Source organism: Methylocystis iwaonis (genome assembly GCF_027925385.1).
GTDB lineage: Bacteria > Pseudomonadota > Alphaproteobacteria > Rhizobiales > Beijerinckiaceae > Methylocystis > Methylocystis iwaonis.
On sequence record NZ_AP027142.1, the window covers coordinates 3,128,123 to 3,143,719 of the forward strand.

Below are 15,597 nucleotides of genomic sequence, written 5' to 3' on the forward strand. Positions count from 1 at the left end.
AGCCGGGACGCCCCGGCCCCGTTCGGCCGGTAGCGTGAAAAATAAGCGCATCGGGGCCAGAGCGTCCCGGCTGCGGTCTTTATTCGCGCGCACCGTTCCGAGCCGAAGTAGCGCCATCCAAGCAGCGGTTCCTCCGTCCGGCACGACCGCCAGACGGCGGCCGCTTCTTTGCCAAAGGCTTTGCAGCCTTTGGGCGCGTCGCAAGGGCCTCGACATGCGCCGCCTCCGGCCCGCCGGCGCTTTCCCTTTCGGTACTCGGGCCGCGTGTCGCGGGCGCGAAAACTATGCCCAGCCTTTGCGCGGATTTCTCCACGCAATCTCCCCACGAAGGAGAGACCCGGCGGGCGGCGCCGGAGTCCCGCACGGAACGAGGGTCGCGTCCCGCGCTTAACCGACCCCGCCGGCGCCGCCGACCCTGACGGCGCCCCTGCAAGTTGGCGAGGCGGGGGAAGGATAATGCGGTTTTTGGGGGTGGGGATAAATTAGGGAGCGAATTTTCTCTATGACGGCCACGCTCTGCCCCTCCCCCGCTGCGCGACGCGAAGCGGGGGAGGGTTGGGGAGGGGGTAACCCCGCCTGCGTCCCTGTTTACCGTTGACTTCGCCTTCCGAAACATCGGAGGTAGGCGCGGTTGCCAAGCAGGGAGACGCCATGACGCTCGTTCAGAGCCGACGCAGGGAGGCGGTCAGGACCGAGGCTCCCGGTCCCGTCCTTGTCGTCACCGGCATGAAGCGCGAAGCCGCCTGCGCGATGGGGGAGGGCGTCGTCGTCCTGTGCAGCGGCGCCAGCGTCACGCGCCTGCGTGTGGAGCTCGACCGGCTGCATGGGCGGCGTTTTTCGGCCATTGTGAGCTTCGGCCTCGCCGGCGGCCTCGATTACGCGCTGCGCCCGGGCGATATCGTCGTCGCGGACGCCGTCATTTCCAATGGCGCGCGCCACGAGACGCATGAGCATCTCTCCGGCGCATTGGCGGAAGCCATCGCCGCCAAGGGCCGCAAGGCCGTTCCGGGCGCGATCGTGGGCGTCGACGAACCCGCCATGGATACGATGAGCAAGGCGTGGCTGCGCGAATCGTCGCGCGCCCATGCGGTCGACATGGAATCCCATCTCGCCGCCGAATACGCCCGTGACTGGAAAATCCCCTTCGTCGCGCTGCGCGCCATCAGCGATCCGGCCTCGCGCGCCCTGCCCCCGCTCGCCGCCAAGGCGCTGACGCCCGAGGGCGACGTGGACGGAAAAATTGTGGCGCGCGAACTGCTCCGCGCGCCACGTCAAATCGGCGAATTGATTCTCGCAGGCCTCGATTCCCGCGCGGCCTTCGGCTCCTTAGGCCGCTGTGGACCGCTTCTCGGACCGCTCGCGCGCCTCATGCTCGCGGATCTCTGAGAGCCGGGCGATGTTCTCGTCATAGACATATTCGGCCGGGCGCTGGTTCTCGAGCGAGATGTCCGCCGCCATCGGGCCCTCGGTGCGCACGCCGAAGAGCGCCACGGCCGCCGCCTTCCACGGGCGCTTCACCGTATCGGCCACGGCGCTCGGCTCGAAGCCGCAATGGACCATGCAGTCGGCGCATTTCTCATAGTTGCCGACGCCATAGGCGTCCCAATTGGTCTCTTCCATCAACTGCTTGAAGGTCGGCACATAGCCTTCGCCGAGAAGATAGCAGGGGCGCTGCCAGCCGAAGACGGTGCGCAGCGGATTGCCCCAGGGCGTGCAGGCGTAGCTCTCGTTGCCCGCAAGGAAGTTCATGAACAGGCCGGATTGCTGAAACGCCCAGGCGCGCCCGCCGCGACCGCGGCGCAGGATGTCGCGGAACAGCTCCTTGGTCTTCTGGCGGTTCAGGAAGTGGGTCTGGTCCGGCGCGCGCTCATAGGCGTAGCCGGGCGACACCGTCATCCCGTCGATGCCAAGCGCCGTGGCGTCGTCGAGGAATTTGGCGACCTTCGCCGGGTCGGCGTCGGCGAAGAAGGTGCTGTTCGTCGTGACGCGGAAGCCCTTGGATTTGGCGAGTTTGATCGCCTCGACGGCGCGCTCGTAGACGCCCTCCTGGCTCACGGCGCGGTCGTGCATCTCCTTGTCGCCGTCAAGATGAATCGACCAGGTGAAATAGGGCGAGGGCTTGTACTGGTCGATTTTCTTGGCGAGCAGCAGCGCATTGGTGCAGACGATCGCGAATTTGCCGCGCTTCGCAATACCCTCGACGATCTGCGGCAAATCCTTGTGCAGCAGCGGCTCGCCGCCCGCGATGACGACGACCGGCGCGCCGCATTCGTCGACCGAGGCGAGGCATTCGTCGACCGAGAGCCGCTTGTTCAGGATGTGGTCGGGATAGTCGATCTTGCCGCAGCCGGAACAGGCCAGGTTGCAACGAAACAGCGGCTCCAGCATCAAAACGAGCGGATAGCGTTTCCTGCCCATAAGATGCTGCTTGACGAGATAAGAGCCGATCTTTGCAACGTAACGGAAAGGTATGGACACGGCTTGTTCCTGCTATGGTGCGCGAACCGTCAAGGGGCCGCGAGACAAGAGGCGCCGGCGCGCGTCCTGCTGCGACCATCGCGCCGGTTCGGCCGTCTAACACGAAACTGCGGGGGAGGAAAACCCGCCCAGCCAAGGGCCTGCAAGCTACTTGGACCGCGAGCCTTCAGGCTCGCTTTTTTGGCGGCGCGCCCGAAGGCGCGCGGTCCAAAGAGCAGACAGCTTGCGAAGCGGCAAAAATAGGTCTCATTTCCATCGCATCAACCGCGACGGTTAGCGAGCTGGCGGCCGCCGACCTCCCCGTAAAGGGGAGGAATGGGGACAGGCTAGCCAGATTGCCGAGGCCCATGATGCGGGGCTGATTGGAGGAGCGCTATTCAATGACTGCCGCGAGCCCGCCCGCCCGTCCCGCCGTGAGTCCGGCCCCGCGCCGCCTTGCCGCGCTTTTCGCGCCGCTCAAGCGCTTCTGGGCGGGGGACATCGACCTCGGCCGCATCGGCATGGCCGTGACCCTGCCCGTCCTCGCCTGGGTTTTCTACACGACCTCCTCCGGCATGATCGACATCATGCAGAAGGAGCAGGGCGACGTGGTCGGGATCGCCGGCACTTTCGTCGCCACCACGGCGGTGCTCGTCATGCTCGCCTCGACCTCCTGGTCGCTCGGCGCCGACCTCGCGGCGCTGATCGCACGCCGCCGCATGGCCCGCGAGCGCATGGTGGTGAAGACGGCCGTGACGGCGGCGGTGTTTCTATTCGTCTTCTCGATCTCGGCCTTTTTCTCTTTCACTTATTATTACAACAACATCTTCAAGCTCTCCTCGCGCAAGATCGTCGCCGAGCTGCAGCCCATGGAGCTGGCCGCCGACGTCGTCCTGCCGGCAACGAAAGAGATCAACGCCGCCTATGAGGCCGCCTCCGCCAAGATCGTCGCCGACCCCGCCTTCAAGGCCTATCTCGACTCGCTCGACGCGCTGATCGACACGGCGCGGACCGCCGGCCCCGCCTTACGCGAGACCATCCGCAAGAGCCAGGAAGCCCAGCAGGCCGTGCTGGCGAAGGCGGCGCAACAGGCGGCTGCGGAGCTCGAAAGCGCCAACGCCGCGCGCCGCCAATATGACGAAGGCCGCGCCGAGATCGCCGCTCTCGAGAAAAGCGTCGAGAACCTCGACGCCACCATCAAGGCCAAGCAGGACGAGATCGCCGCTCTTAGCCTCACCGCGCGGCAGGAGGAGCAGCTTGCGGTCGACGCCGAGCATGGTCTCGACAATCGCGGCGCGGCCTGCGGGATAAACTGCCGGACCCATCGGCTCAAGGCGGAGGAAGTCAATCGCCGCATCGCCGCCATCCGCCAGACCCTCGCCGGGCCGACCGCCGAGCGGGCCGCCGCCCTGAAGAAACGCGACGCGCTGGCCGCCCAGTCCATCTCGCTCAAGCAGAAGGCCGAGCTTGCCGGCGACGCCGCCAAGCGGCCGATGCCCAAGGCCGAAGCCAGCCTCGATCTCGACGCCACGCTGCGCGATCTGACAGCGCTGCGCGACCAGCTTCGCGTCGAGCCGACATGGGCGCGCGTCCATGAAGCCAAGCCGCTCTGCGAGCCGATCCTCGCCGCGGCGCGCCAGTCCAATGCGCTGCCCCAGGCGGTCGGCGGCGACTTCGCCTGCGAGCCGCAGGGCGCGGCGCGCGATCTCCTCTCGGCGCGCGAGGAGGCCCTCGCCGCCCGCGCCGCCTTCGACAAGAAATGCGGACTGGAGACGGGGCTGCGCGACGAGCTGACAGCCGTTGTCGCCAAGATCCGCGCCGCCCCTGCCGCCGACAGGACCGCCGCCGCCAATGGCTTCAACGAGGCGAAGGGCCTTGTCGACGCCTGCGTCATGGCCGGCAAGGCGGTGGGCCTCTCCGAAGACGACGTGCGGGAACTGTTGAAGAAAAGCGACGCCTATCTGCGGGCGCATTCCACCGAGCGCAACAAATTCGAACTCGCCCGCGAGGCCTTTTGGAGCTTCACGCCCGATTCGACCATGGCGATTTGCGTCGCGATGGCGCAGGACGCCTTTCTCTTCATCATGAAGTTCCTGTCGGAAATCTTCAAACGCGGCTTCGAGCCGCGCGAGCGGCGTCAGTTCATGACGCCCATGGATTTGACCGATGACGAGGAGGAACCCGTCGAAATCCGCGCCATGAAGGCAATCTTGCGCGTCGCCCGGCCCAAGCGCGGCGATATGAGCACGATCGACCCCAAGGATCCCGCGCTGCAGCTCCTTGCGCAAAATGTGCAGGACAATCTCGTCGCCATCCTCAACCGGCTGGTGCGCGACGAGATCGCCCATGTCGATCGCAAGGGCGCCTATGTCGTCGACAACATCACGATTTCCCAGGTCGAGTCGCGCCTCTTCGCCGCGAGTAAGCCCAGAACCCGCGGGCGTTACGGTTTTGACGGCTTTGCAGCGAACAGCGGTCCCCGCGCCTATTACAGCGATCCTATCCTCGCGCAGGCCCGCCGACGCCGGCCCGCGGCGCTGGAGCGCTATCTGGCGCGGGAAGACGCGGAGTCGGCCGGTCAGCCGGGCGCCCCGCCGGCCTAATTCGTCCTGTCGTATTGGACGGCAGCGCTCAGCGATGCATATTATATGGGCGGTCGAGCGATTGGCCGCCTTTCGCCCGCCCAGGCGCCCGGAGTTCTCCTATGCGCTACTGGCCCTTGCTCCTTGCGCTGCCCATGGCGCTCGCCATTGGCGGGACGGCGCAGGCCGTCGTGCGCGTGCATATCGATCTGTCGGCCCAGCGGATGTATGTCGTCTCGTCCTCGGGCAGTTACGTCTGGCCGGTGTCGACCGCGCGCCGGGGCTATCGGACGCCGCGCGGAAGTTTTGCTGCGAAATCGCTGCAGCGCCTCCATTACTCCAGCAAATATGACAACGCCCCCATGCCGCATTCGATCTTCTTTTCGGGCGGCTACGCCATCCATGGCACTTATGCGACCCGCTCGCTGGGCCGGCCCGTCTCGCACGGCTGCGTGCGCCTTTCCCCAGGGCACGCGGCGATGCTTTACGACATGGTGCGGCGAGAGGGCGCGCGGATTTCGATCAGCGGGGGACGCTAGCCTCCCAGTCTTCCCGACGCAGCGCCCTTGCTTGCCTTGCTGACAGAACGGCTTTCAAATGCGCCGACAAAAAGAAAGAAGAGGGAGGAGATCATGAACAAATGGCTCTTTGCCGCGGTCGCGGCCATGCTGGCGATCAGCGGCCCCGCATCGGCGGCCGGGACGACATGGCTCGTCACCGAGGAGAATATCGCCGGCGTTCGGGGCGCTCAGGGCTCCTGGACCGTCAAGAAGGACGGAGACAGGCTGAGCGGCGACGCCTCGATGCAGACGGACAATGGCAAGTCGCTGACCTACAAGGTCGACGGCTCGTTCGAGGGCGGCGTCTACACCATCAAGCTGAGCGACCGTAGCGACGGCAAGAAGGACTGCGTCTGGACCGGACACGCCCCGGCCGCCGGCGGCGCACAGAGCACCGGTCTGCTCGGCTACGCGGAATGTGAAGGGACAAAGCTCATCATCCGCGCCAGCATCGTGCAGTAAAGACGAGCAGCTTCAGAGCGAGAGCTTCTTCACCATATAGCAGGCGCTTGGCCCGTAGCTCTGCAGCTTTTCGGCGAGCCTGTCGCTGGAAGCAGCCGCGAACCCCATCGCGCGCCAGAAGCGGCCCGTTCCATAGACAGACGCCAACGCAATAAAACCGACGCCCTCCCGGCTGGCGAGGAGGCAGAGCCGGTCCATCAATTGCGCAGCCGCCCCGCACCCGCGCGCGGCCGGGATCACCGCGACGTCGTGCAGATAGAGACAGTCGGGCGAGGGCGGCAATCTTTCGAGAATAGCGTCGAGCGGCGGAATCTCGAAAAGCGTCCAGGGATGGGAAATGGCGTAGCCGACGAGCGATCCGCCCTGCTCCAGAGCAAAGCAACCGGCGGGGAACAACCGGAATTTTTCTTCGAAAACCTCCTGCCGCTCGGGCAGTCCGGGATGGACGCCAACGGCGATCCGGCAGACCTCTTCGAGATCGCCTGGTCTCATCGCCCGCCACAAGGGCTTCTCGGCGTCTGATTCCATTTCCGTTTGATTGGCTCGCATGGGGAATCTTATTCTTGGCGATCGGGAATCGAAAACCACAAAAGCGCTGGTTTTGCCCAGAGCCCGTCATTGCGAGCGACGCGAAGCAATCCAGGGCCGCATCGCTGCCCTGGATTGCTTCGTCGGCTCCGCCTCCTCGCAATGACGGCGATGAGTCCCTGTGTGTCCAAACTGAGAGAGCGTCTCGTCTGAACTCACACGACCAGCCCCTCCAACACGCGCATCGGCGCCCGCGAGCCCTTCACCCCCGTCACCAAAATCCGCACCGCCGGCGCGCCGGGGCGGGAATAGACCGGCCGTACAGTGACACCGCCGAGCCGCCCCGCAACTGAAGCGAGGCACTCATATAAAGCGTCGGCGCGGTGGACCATGGCGAAGACGCCGCCCGGCGCAAGCAAGGCAAGGCAGCCGCGCACCCATTCGGCCAGCGGCACGGCGGCGACATGGGCGCGGGCCTTGTCCGGGTCGGGCGTCACCCGCACGCGGTCGGCTTCGTAAAAGGGCGGGTTGGTGAGCACGAGCGCCGCCTTTTCCTCCGCAAGCCCCGCCGCGCGGCGGGATTTCGCCGACGTCGCGTCGCAGCAGTAAACCGACACGCGCCCCGAAAGCGCATTCAGCGCGACATTCTCCTGCGCCAGCCCGCAGCTCTCCGGGTCGATCTCCACGAGGCCGACCGTCGCGGCGGGCGCGAGCGTGGCCGCCATCAACCCGACGGCCCCCGCCCCCGCGCCAATGTCGAGAATGAGCCCTGTCTGATTCGCGTCCGTGAGGGAGGCCAGCAGCACGGCGTCATGGCCGGCGCGATGGCCGCGCCCCTGCTTCAGGCGCAGCCTGCCGTCGAGAAAACCATCGGCCGCTTCGATGCTCATTGCCCGGACAGTTCCACGCGCGTCCGCTGTCCACAAGCGTGACGTCGACAATATGAAGTATTTTTAACTTTCCCCCGACCGGGCGGGCATCCCGCTGAAATCCATTGGCTTATGTCTTTGGCGCGGCCGCGCCTTCACGCGCTCGGTAAAATTTTAGCCATTCGATTAAGCTTACGCTCGCGCGCCCCGTGGCAAGACGACGCATGTTCTGCCGCTAATCTCGCCAAAACCGGTCTTTGCCATGACGATCCGCCTCTACGGCAATGTTAAGAATCAGGGTCCCGTCCCGCAAGCGGAGCTCGGCGCCCGGCTGAGCCAATTAGCCATATGCTGCCGTGGCTTGGAATGGGCGATCCAGGATTTATGCGCTGGCGCCGAGACCGACTCGGGCCGTCGCCTCTCCGAACTCGCCTCGCGCCTTGCCGAGCAAAGCGAGCGGCTGGCCCAGACGCTGGCCGCCGAGATCGAGGAGCCGCTCGACTAACCGCTTGCGGCGCCCCAAAAAAGCCGGCAAGCAGGCAGGGGAGCCGTCGACTTGCCGGTAAGGACGCAAGGACGTAAATTCCCAAAGCTAGGTTGTTTTGTCCGCAGGGGGGTCCGTGGGTATCGTTATTCCGCTCGAAGAGAAGAAAAGCGCGGGCCTCGAGAGCCTTCTCGAACTCATCCGCCCGGACCTCGAGCGCACCAATCAGCTCATCATCCAGCGCATGGGTTCCGACGTCACGACGATCCCGGAGGTCGCCAACCATTTGATTTCGGCTGGCGGCAAGCGCCTGCGGCCGATGCTGGTGCTCGCGACGGCCAATATGTGCGGCTACAAGGGCGACGGGCACCTGAAATTCGCCGCCGGCATCGAGTTCATGCACACGGCGACGCTGCTGCACGACGACGTGGTCGACGAATCGGACATGCGCCGTGGCAAGATCGCCGCGCGCATGCTCTGGGGCAACCAGACCTGCGTGCTCGTCGGCGACTTCCTGCTCGGCCACGCCTTCAAGATGATGGTCGAGCCCGGCATGATCCCGCCGCTCAGCATCGTCTCCCAGGCCGCCGCCGTCATCGCCGAGGGCGAAATCCTGCAGCTCAACGCCGCCAAGGACACGACGACGACCGAGGACGCCTATATGGGCGTCATCCGCCGCAAGACGGCGGAGCTCTTCGCCGCCGCGGCCGAGGTGGGCGTGATGCTCTCCGGCAAGCCCAAGGCGGATGAGGCCGCCGCGCGCAGCTACGGCATGAATCTCGGCATCGCCTTCCAGCTCATCGACGACGCGCTGGATTACGGCGGCTCCTCCGCCAAGCTCGGCAAGAATGTCGGCGACGATTTCCGCGAGGGCAAAATCACTTTGCCGGTCGTGCTCGCCTTCCGCCGCGGCAGCGAGAAGGAGCGCGAGTTCTGGCGGCGCACGCTGGAGAAGGGCGAAATCAACGACGGCGACGTCGAGACCGCCTGCGGCCTGATGAAGAAGCACAAGGCGCTCGACGACACGATCGAGCGGGCCGCGCATTACGGCGCGATCGCGCGCGACGCCATGGAGATCTTCCCGGCCTCGCCCTGGAAGGACGCGCTGCTCGAAGTAGTCGATTTCTGTATCGAGCGCGTCTACTGAACGACGCGCCAAGCAAGCATTCGAGACGCCGGCCGCGAGCCCCTCGCGGCCGGCCTATTTTTTAGGCCTTGACGCATTCGGCCTTGAACTGGCGCTTCGCCTTGCCCTTGAGGCCCTTGGCGACAGCCTGATCGGCGCAGCTCTTTTCCTTTTCGGCCTTCGACACGGGCGCAGCGGGCGCAGCCGCCGGAGCGGGCGCGGCAGGGGCGGCGGCGGTCGGAGCGGCGCCAGCGTCGCCAGCCTTCTGGGCGATCTCCGCCGGCGGCTTCCAAACGGTCTCGGCATGGGCCGAAACGACGAGCAGCGCGGCGCAGGCGCTGGCGGCGGAAAGAATCTTGATGCTCTTGTACATGACGTCTCTTTTATTGTTATTGAAGCCCGCGCGGCTTCGTGACTCCCTCGACCACACGCTTACGCGAGCGTGGCCGGACCAAGATTATGACATTTTTGAGAAAATGTCTCGACAACGCCAGCAAGTTGGAAAACAAGGGAAATATGATCGAGATCAAGAAAAGAAGCTCGGCGCAATTCGATCTGACCGCGACGCCGCCGATCGCCGAACGCCGCCCCTTTCAGAAAATCACCCATGATCGCGTTCTGGACGACGCCTATACTTGGCTCGCCGCGCAGAATTGGCGGGATGTGCTGCGCGATCCGAAGACTTTGCCAAAAGACATCGCCGCGCTGGTGAAAGCCGAGAACGCTTATTGCGCCAAAGTCGTTGCGCCGTTGAAAGAGCTGCGCAAGACGCTGGTGAAGGAAATGCGCGGCCGCATCAAGGAGGACGACGCGGACGTCCCCGACAAGGACGGCCCCTACGCCTATTACGGCCGTTTCCGCGACGGCGCGGAGCATCCGCTCTATTGCCGCACGCCGCGCGACGGCGGGCCGGAGACCGTGCTGCTCGACGGCGAGGCGCTGGCGAAGGGCCACGATTTCTTCGACATCGGCGACACCGCCCAATCGCCCGACCATGCGCAGCTCGCCTGGAGCGTCGACGACAAGGGCTCCGAGCTTTACGCCATTCGCACGCGCGCGCTCTGCGACGGCAAGGATCGCGACGACGTCGTTGAAGACACCGACGGCTCCATCGTCTGGAGCGCCGACTCGACGGCGTTTTATTATGTGCGCGTCGACGAGAACCATCGCACGGCGCAGGTCTTCCGCCATATCGTCGGCGCCGATCCGAAGAGCGACCGCCTCATACTCGAAGAGACGGACAGCGCGTGGTTCGTCGGACTGGACGAAAGCCGCTGCCGGCGCTTCGCCATCGTCACGATCCACGGCCATGACGCTTCCGAATGCTGGCTCGTCGATCTGCGCGACGCCGAGGCGCGCCCGCGACTCGTCGCCAAGCGCGAGCCGAAGTTGCGCTACGGCGTCGAGCCGCACGGCGAGCTTCTCTATATCCACAACAACGCCGACGGCGCGGATGACTTCCGCATTTGCGTCGCGCCGCTCGACGCGCCGCAGCGCGCCAATTGGCGCGATGTCGTCCCCCTGCGCGCCGGCGCCATGATCGTGACCTTCACGGTCTTCGAGCGCTATCTGGTGTGGATGTTGCGCGAGAATTCATTGCCGCGCATTGTCGTGCGCGATCTCGAAACCAATGACGAGCACGCCATCGCCTTCGAGGAAGAAGCCTATGCGCTGGAGCTCGACGCCGGGCTCGAGTTCGATACGACGCAATTGCGTTTCGTCTACGCCTCGATGACCACGCCGGAAGAAACCTACGACTACGACATGGGCGCGCGCACGCGCGTTCTCCGCAAGCGGCAGGAAATTCCTTCAGGGCACGACCCGAAGAATTACGTGACGCGCCGCGTGTTCGCGCCGGCGCAGGATGGCGAAAGCATCCCGGTCACGCTCCTACATCGCGCGGATTTCACGCCCGGCGGCGACGGCGCGCCGCTGCTGCTCTACGGCTATGGCGCCTACGGCCATTCACTCGCGGCGGACTTCGACGAGGATGCGCTCTCGCTCGTCGATCGCGGCTTCGTCTATGCCCTCGCGCATACGCGCGGCGGAACCGATAAGGGCTGGGGCTGGTACGAAAACGGCAAGCTCGACAAGAAGACGAACACTTTCTCGGACTTCATCGCCTGCGCCCGTCATCTCATCGCTTGCGGCTATACGCGCGAAGGCGCGATCGTCGCGCAAGGCGCCTCGGCGGGCGGGATGCTGATGGGCGCCATCGTCAATGAGGCGCCGCAGCTTTTCGCGGGCGTTATCGCCGGCGTGCCCTTCGTGGACGTGCTCGCCACAATGCTGCGCGACGACCTTCCACTGACGCCGCCCGAATGGCTCGAATGGGGCAATCCGATCGCCGACCCGCAGGTCTATGACCGGATCGCCTCTTACTCCCCCTACGACAATATTCGCGCGCAGAACTATCCGCCGATCCTCTCCATCGCGGGACTGACCGATCCCCGCGTGACCTATTGGGAGCCCTTGAAGTGGGTCGCGAAGCTGCGCGCGACCATGACAGGCGGCGGGCCCGTGCTGCTCCATACGCATATGGGCGCGGGCCACGCCGGCGCGTCAGGCCGTTTCGAGGCGCTGGAGGATACGGCGCTCGAATACGCCTTCGCCATCGCCTGCGCGGCGCGCCTTACATAGAGGGGCGCTTGCGCTGGATTTCCTCCGGCGGCAGCCATTCCCGTCCGCCCTGCGTGCCGCGCTTGGCTTCGATGCCGGGCGACCCCGCCGCCGTTCCGCTCGGGCCGGCGACGCCGGCAGGCGACGCGTGTTTCTGCGCCTCCGGATTATCCTTCTGCACCACGGTCGGCGGCTGCACATTCGTGCCCGCGGCGGGGCCCGAGGTGTCGCCGGCTCCCTGCGACCCGGCGGCCGTTGCGGGGCCCGAAGCGTCGCCGGTTTCCTGCGAGACGACGGCCGGCCCGGCGCCGCCCGTTTCCTCGTTCATCGCGGGTTTTTTCTGCGGCCCTGGGATGACGGGCGGATTGGGATCTCCCTGATCCTGCGCGAGCGCCGGCGCAAAAGCGCCCGCCGCGAGAAGGGCGGAGATCACGACAAACTTCTTCATGGCGTCCACTCCTGCCGCCGCCCCCCGAGGCGGACCGGGCAAGCCCCAAGAGCCTAGATGGGAGAGCCGCCAAAGCCGGCAAGAAAAGATCGCCTTGCGCCGCGTTTTTCGTTTAATTGAGCTTTGCAGGAGGAAATTGCCATGGCCATCGAATCAAAACATCCTGAAACCCTTGCGCTTCATGCAGGCTGGCGCGCGGATAAGTCTACCGGCGCCGTCGCCGTTCCGATTTATCAAACAACGTCCTATCAATTCCGCGACGCCGAGCACGCCGCCAATCTTTTTGCGTTGAAGGAGCTCGGGCCGATCTACACCCGCATCGGCAATCCCACGACCGACGTTCTGGAAGCGCGCCTCGCCGCGCTCGAAGGCGGCGTCGCCGCGCTGGCGCTTTCCTCCGGCCAGGCGGCCTCGGCCTTCGCGATCCAGAACATCGCGCGCGTCGGCGACAATATCGTCTCCTCCACCGGTCTTTACGGCGGCACCTGGAATCTCTTCGCCAATACGCTGAAGGACCAGGGGATCGACGTGCGCTTCGTCGATCCGGCCGACCCCGAGAATTTCCGCCGCGCGACGGACGAGCGCACCCGCGCCTATTACGCCGAGACGCTGCCCAACCCGAAGCTCGAAGTCTTCCCGATTGCGGAAGTGGCGGCGATCGGCCGCGAATATGGCGTTCCGCTCATCATGGACAATACGGCGGCGCCGCTTCTTGCGCGCCCCTTCGATCACGGCGCGGCGATCGTCGTTTATTCCACGACGAAATATCTCGGCGGCCATGGCACGTCGATCGGCGGCGCCATCATCGACGGCGGCAATTTCGACTGGGAGAAGTTCCCGGCGCGCCAGCCGGCGCTCAACACGCCTGATCCGAGCTATCACGGCGCTGTGTGGGTCGAGGCGGTCAAGGCGCTCGGTCCCGTCGCCTATATCATCAAAGCGCGCACGACGCTGCTGCGCGATCTCGGCTCCGCGCCCTCGCCCTTCAACGCGTTTCTGACCTTGCAGGGAATCGAAACACTCACGCTGCGCATGGAGCGCCATGTGAGCAACGCGCAAAAGGTCGCAGATTTCCTCGGCCAGCGTAGCGAGATCACGAAAGTCATCTACCCCTCGCATCAAAGCGGCGAAACACGCGCGCGCGCCGACAAATATCTCAAGGGTGGCTATGGCGCGCTCATCGGCTTCGAGCTCAAGGGCGGCGCCGACGCCGGCCGGCGTTTCATCGACGCGCTGGAGATGTTCTATCACGTCGCCAATATCGGCGACGCGCGCAGCCTCGCGATCCATCCCGCGACAACGACGCATTCGCAGCTCGGCGAGGAAGCGCAGCTCGCGAGCGGCGTGACGCCCGGCTATGTGCGGCTTTCGATCGGCCTCGAGCATATCGACGATATTCTCGCGGATTTGGAGAAAGGGCTAACAGCGGCAGGCGTTTGACCCCCTCGACTTAGCGCCCCCTCCCCAGCCCTCCCCCACTTCGTGGGAGAGGGAGCAGAGTGTCGCCTTCATCGAGAATGCGGATCGCGAGCGTCCCCTCTCCCGCTTTAGCGGGGGAGGGACAGGGAGGGGGCTCTCACGACTTCACCTTCATCGGATACCCAGCCACAACCAGCGCCACATCCTTAGCGATCCGCGCGACCTCCTGATGCAGCAGGCCGGCCGCGTCGCGGAAGGCGCGGGCGAGCGCGTTTTCGGGCACGATCGACAGTCCCACCTCCGGCGACACCACAACCGTCGGCGCCTCGCGCGCTGATAAAGCGGCGACCAGGGCGGCGCGATCCGCAATAAGATCGGCTTCGACAAACATTCTGTTGGAGAGCCAGATGGCGAGGCAATCGATCAGCAGCGGCAAATCCGCGGGCGCGGCGCTAATCGCCTCGGGCAAATGCTGCGGCGCCTCGACGGTGCGCCACTCGCCGCCACGACGCGCCTGATGCGTCGCGATGCGCGCGCGCATCTCATCGTCGAAGGCTTGCGCCGTCGCGATATAAGTCCACGGCCCGGGATGCGCCATCACGAGGCTTTCGGCATAGGCGCTCTTGCCCGAGCGCGCCCCGCCGAGGACGAAAGTGAGACGCGGATTCTCAATCATCGCGCACTTCCAGTACGAGCGAAGCGAAGCAATCCAGCAGCCGCCGCGCGGAGGCTCTGGATTGCTTCGTCGCCTCCAGCTCCTCGCAATGACGGGCCCTTGCGGTCATGCCACCCGTCATTCCCGGCGGGCTGAAAGCCCGACCGGGAATCCAGAGCCACAAAAGCGCTGGTTCGGCCCTGGATTCCCGATCGCTCGCTTTGCGAGCGTCGGGAATGACACCGAGAGAAATCCGTATTAAACATGCTCGGCTCTTTTGAATCCGGTGCGCGCCAAAAGGCCGCCCTCGCGATCGAAGACGATCACTTCGACCTCTGTTTCGCTGGCGCCCAGCGTCTGCGCCGCGGTCGCATAGGCAAGCCTGGCGATTTCACTCGCGAGATCGACATGCGCGCGCTGCGCGATCTGCAACGCCTCCAACGCGCTGTTCGCTTCTTCGATTCTACGCGCAATCTCATCACTTGCGCCGGCCGCCCGCGCGCTCTGCGCGAGCCGCGCGAAATCCACGCTCGACCTGCCCGAATGCAAATCCAGCCGGCCCTGCGCGAGCTTGGTCATCTTCGCAAATCCACCGCCGATCGTTACGCGCGCCACCGGATGCGTGCGCAGATATTTCAAGAAACCGCCGACGAAATCGCCCATTTCGATCAGCGCCGCCTCGGGAAGATCATAGAGCTTCTTCACAGCGGCTTCCGACGTCGAGCCTGTCGTTCCCGCAATATGCGTGAGCCCGCTCGCCCGCGCGACATCGACGCCGCGATGGATGCTGTCGATCCAGGCCGCGCAGGAGAAAGGCGTGACGATGCCCGTCGTGCCGAGAATGGAGAGGCCGCCGATAATGCCCAGTCGCCCATTGAGCGTATGTTTCGCCATCTCCTCGCCGCCGGGAATGGAAATCTCGATTTCGGCGTCTGCGCCAACGCCGAGCCGCGAAGCAGCCTCCGCGATCGTCTGGCGCATCATCTGGCGCGGCACGGGATTGATGGCGGGTTCGCCCGGCGGCAGCGGCAGGCCGGGACGCGTGATCACGCCCACGCCCTCCCCCGCCTTGAAAGACACTCCCGCGCCCGGCGCCGCGCGGCGGACAGTGGCGCGGATCAACGCGCCGTGGGTGACGTCCGGATCGTCGCCGGCGTCCTTCACCACCCCGGCGCGGGCGAAATCATCGCCGCGCGTAAACTCCGCCAGCGCGAAGGCGACGCGCTTGCCGGAGGGTAGAGCGATTTCCACAGGGTCCGGCGGCGGCGCGCCCGTGACAAGCGCTTGATAAGCCGCGCGCGCCGCCGCCGTGGCGCAGGCGCCGGTGGTCCAGCCCCGGCGCAGCGGGCGATCTTTTGGCGCGTCTGTCATGCGTCTTCTTTAGCAAG

At 65.5% G+C, this 15,597-nt stretch carries 15 protein-coding genes; 8 read left to right on the plus strand and 7 right to left on the minus strand.

Annotation, left to right across the window (positions count from 1 at the left end):
- Positions 1 to 651: 651 nt before the first annotated feature.
- A complete protein-coding gene (locus QMG84_RS15000) occupies positions 652 to 1,386 on the plus strand; it encodes a phosphorylase family protein (protein WP_281928885.1) in 735 nt (244 codons plus the stop codon).
- Here QMG84_RS15000 and hpnH read toward each other — a convergent pair.
- Positions 1,327 to 2,478 carry an adenosyl-hopene transferase HpnH gene (hpnH, locus tag QMG84_RS15005; RefSeq protein ID WP_281928886.1) on the minus strand — a complete coding sequence of 384 codons (1,152 nt, stop codon included), beginning with the start codon at positions 2,476 to 2,478 and terminating at the stop codon, positions 1,327 to 1,329. The genes QMG84_RS15000 and hpnH overlap by 60 nt on opposite strands.
- A gap of 380 nt (positions 2,479 to 2,858) precedes the next feature.
- On the opposite strand from hpnH, the gene QMG84_RS15010 reads away from it, so the two are divergent.
- The 3 genes from QMG84_RS15010 to QMG84_RS15020 all read left to right on the plus strand — a co-directional run bounded on the left by QMG84_RS15010 (position 2,859) and on the right by QMG84_RS15020 (position 6,061).
- Positions 2,859 to 5,060 carry an ATP-binding protein gene (locus QMG84_RS15010; protein WP_281928887.1) on the plus strand — a complete coding sequence of 734 codons (2,202 nt, stop codon included), beginning with the start codon at positions 2,859 to 2,861 and terminating at the stop codon, positions 5,058 to 5,060.
- 101 nt (positions 5,061 to 5,161) lie between these two features.
- The gene (locus QMG84_RS15015) at positions 5,162 to 5,578 is read left to right on the plus strand and encodes a L,D-transpeptidase (RefSeq protein WP_246744774.1); all 417 of its coding nucleotides are present in this window, start codon (positions 5,162 to 5,164) and stop codon (positions 5,576 to 5,578) included.
- 93 nt (positions 5,579 to 5,671) lie between these two features.
- Positions 5,672 to 6,061: a hypothetical protein gene (locus QMG84_RS15020; protein WP_281928889.1), complete on the plus strand. Its 390-nt coding sequence runs from the start codon at positions 5,672 to 5,674 to the stop codon at positions 6,059 to 6,061.
- A 12-nt stretch (positions 6,062 to 6,073) separates the two neighbouring features.
- Here the strand turns inward: QMG84_RS15020 and QMG84_RS15025 are convergent, their stop codons facing one another.
- Positions 6,074 to 6,610, minus strand: a complete 537-nt coding sequence (locus tag QMG84_RS15025; protein ID WP_281928891.1) for a GNAT family N-acetyltransferase — start codon at positions 6,608 to 6,610, stop codon at positions 6,074 to 6,076.
- Positions 6,611 to 6,804: 194 nt separating this feature from the next.
- The gene (locus QMG84_RS15030; RefSeq protein WP_281928892.1) at positions 6,805 to 7,479 is read right to left on the minus strand and encodes a tRNA1(Val) (adenine(37)-N6)-methyltransferase; all 675 of its coding nucleotides are present in this window, start codon (positions 7,477 to 7,479) and stop codon (positions 6,805 to 6,807) included.
- 241 nt (positions 7,480 to 7,720) lie between these two features.
- Between QMG84_RS15030 and QMG84_RS15035 the strand changes: the two genes are divergently transcribed.
- Complete coding sequence (locus tag QMG84_RS15035) at positions 7,721 to 7,963, plus strand: hypothetical protein (RefSeq protein ID WP_202072153.1); 243 nt, start codon at positions 7,721 to 7,723, stop codon at positions 7,961 to 7,963.
- A gap of 115 nt (positions 7,964 to 8,078) precedes the next feature.
- Positions 8,079 to 9,089 (plus strand): polyprenyl synthetase family protein, encoded by a 1,011-nt coding sequence (locus QMG84_RS15040; protein ID WP_202072152.1) that lies wholly within the window; start codon positions 8,079 to 8,081, stop codon positions 9,087 to 9,089.
- A gap of 61 nt (positions 9,090 to 9,150) precedes the next feature.
- On the opposite strand, the gene QMG84_RS15045 is transcribed toward QMG84_RS15040, so the two are convergent.
- A complete protein-coding gene (locus QMG84_RS15045) occupies positions 9,151 to 9,441 on the minus strand; it encodes a PsiF family protein (RefSeq protein WP_281928893.1) in 291 nt (96 codons plus the stop codon).
- A 143-nt stretch (positions 9,442 to 9,584) separates the two neighbouring features.
- Between QMG84_RS15045 and QMG84_RS15050 the strand changes: the two genes are divergently transcribed.
- The gene (locus tag QMG84_RS15050; protein WP_281932030.1) at positions 9,585 to 11,708 is read left to right on the plus strand and encodes a S9 family peptidase; all 2,124 of its coding nucleotides are present in this window, start codon (positions 9,585 to 9,587) and stop codon (positions 11,706 to 11,708) included.
- On the opposite strand, the gene QMG84_RS15055 is transcribed toward QMG84_RS15050, so the two are convergent.
- Positions 11,701 to 12,135: a hypothetical protein gene (locus QMG84_RS15055; RefSeq protein WP_281928894.1), complete on the minus strand. Its 435-nt coding sequence runs from the start codon at positions 12,133 to 12,135 to the stop codon at positions 11,701 to 11,703. The genes QMG84_RS15050 and QMG84_RS15055 overlap by 8 nt on opposite strands.
- Before the next feature lie 141 nt (positions 12,136 to 12,276).
- Between QMG84_RS15055 and QMG84_RS15060 the strand changes: the two genes are divergently transcribed.
- A complete protein-coding gene (locus QMG84_RS15060) occupies positions 12,277 to 13,575 on the plus strand; it encodes an O-acetylhomoserine aminocarboxypropyltransferase/cysteine synthase family protein (protein ID WP_281928895.1) in 1,299 nt (432 codons plus the stop codon).
- A 136-nt stretch (positions 13,576 to 13,711) separates the two neighbouring features.
- Here the strand turns inward: QMG84_RS15060 and cobU are convergent, their stop codons facing one another.
- Positions 13,712 to 14,230 carry a bifunctional adenosylcobinamide kinase/adenosylcobinamide-phosphate guanylyltransferase gene (cobU, locus tag QMG84_RS15065; RefSeq protein ID WP_202072148.1) on the minus strand — a complete coding sequence of 173 codons (519 nt, stop codon included), beginning with the start codon at positions 14,228 to 14,230 and terminating at the stop codon, positions 13,712 to 13,714.
- A 237-nt stretch (positions 14,231 to 14,467) separates the two neighbouring features.
- Positions 14,468 to 15,580 carry a cobalt-precorrin-5B (C(1))-methyltransferase gene (locus QMG84_RS15070; protein ID WP_281928896.1) on the minus strand — a complete coding sequence of 371 codons (1,113 nt, stop codon included), beginning with the start codon at positions 15,578 to 15,580 and terminating at the stop codon, positions 14,468 to 14,470.
- Positions 15,581 to 15,597 lie beyond the last annotated feature (17 nt).

What these genes read in the sequence shown, in the direction of transcription:
- QMG84_RS15000 (WP_281928885.1), top strand. Translation starts at nt 652, where the DNA reads ATGACGCTCGTTCAGAGCCGACGCAGGGAGGCGGTCAGGACCGAGGCT.
- QMG84_RS15010 (WP_281928887.1), top strand. Translation starts at nt 2,859, where the DNA reads ATGACTGCCGCGAGCCCGCCCGCCCGTCCCGCCGTGAGTCCGGCCCCG.
- QMG84_RS15015 (WP_246744774.1), top strand. Translation starts at nt 5,162, where the DNA reads ATGCGCTACTGGCCCTTGCTCCTTGCGCTGCCCATGGCGCTCGCCATT.
- QMG84_RS15020 (WP_281928889.1), top strand. Translation starts at nt 5,672, where the DNA reads ATGAACAAATGGCTCTTTGCCGCGGTCGCGGCCATGCTGGCGATCAGC.
- QMG84_RS15025 (WP_281928891.1), bottom strand. Translation starts at nt 6,610, where the DNA reads ATGCGAGCCAATCAAACGGAAATGGAATCAGACGCCGAGAAGCCCTTG.
- QMG84_RS15030 (WP_281928892.1), bottom strand. Translation starts at nt 7,479, where the DNA reads ATGAGCATCGAAGCGGCCGATGGTTTTCTCGACGGCAGGCTGCGCCTG.
- QMG84_RS15035 (WP_202072153.1), top strand. Translation starts at nt 7,721, where the DNA reads ATGACGATCCGCCTCTACGGCAATGTTAAGAATCAGGGTCCCGTCCCG.
- QMG84_RS15045 (WP_281928893.1), bottom strand. Translation starts at nt 9,441, where the DNA reads ATGTACAAGAGCATCAAGATTCTTTCCGCCGCCAGCGCCTGCGCCGCG.
- QMG84_RS15050 (WP_281932030.1), top strand. Translation starts at nt 9,585, where the DNA reads ATGATCGAGATCAAGAAAAGAAGCTCGGCGCAATTCGATCTGACCGCG.
- QMG84_RS15055 (WP_281928894.1), bottom strand. Translation starts at nt 12,135, where the DNA reads ATGAAGAAGTTTGTCGTGATCTCCGCCCTTCTCGCGGCGGGCGCTTTT.
- QMG84_RS15060 (WP_281928895.1), top strand. Translation starts at nt 12,277, where the DNA reads ATGGCCATCGAATCAAAACATCCTGAAACCCTTGCGCTTCATGCAGGC.
- cobU (WP_202072148.1), bottom strand. Translation starts at nt 14,230, where the DNA reads ATGATTGAGAATCCGCGTCTCACTTTCGTCCTCGGCGGGGCGCGCTCG.
- QMG84_RS15070 (WP_281928896.1), bottom strand. Translation starts at nt 15,580, where the DNA reads ATGACAGACGCGCCAAAAGATCGCCCGCTGCGCCGGGGCTGGACCACC.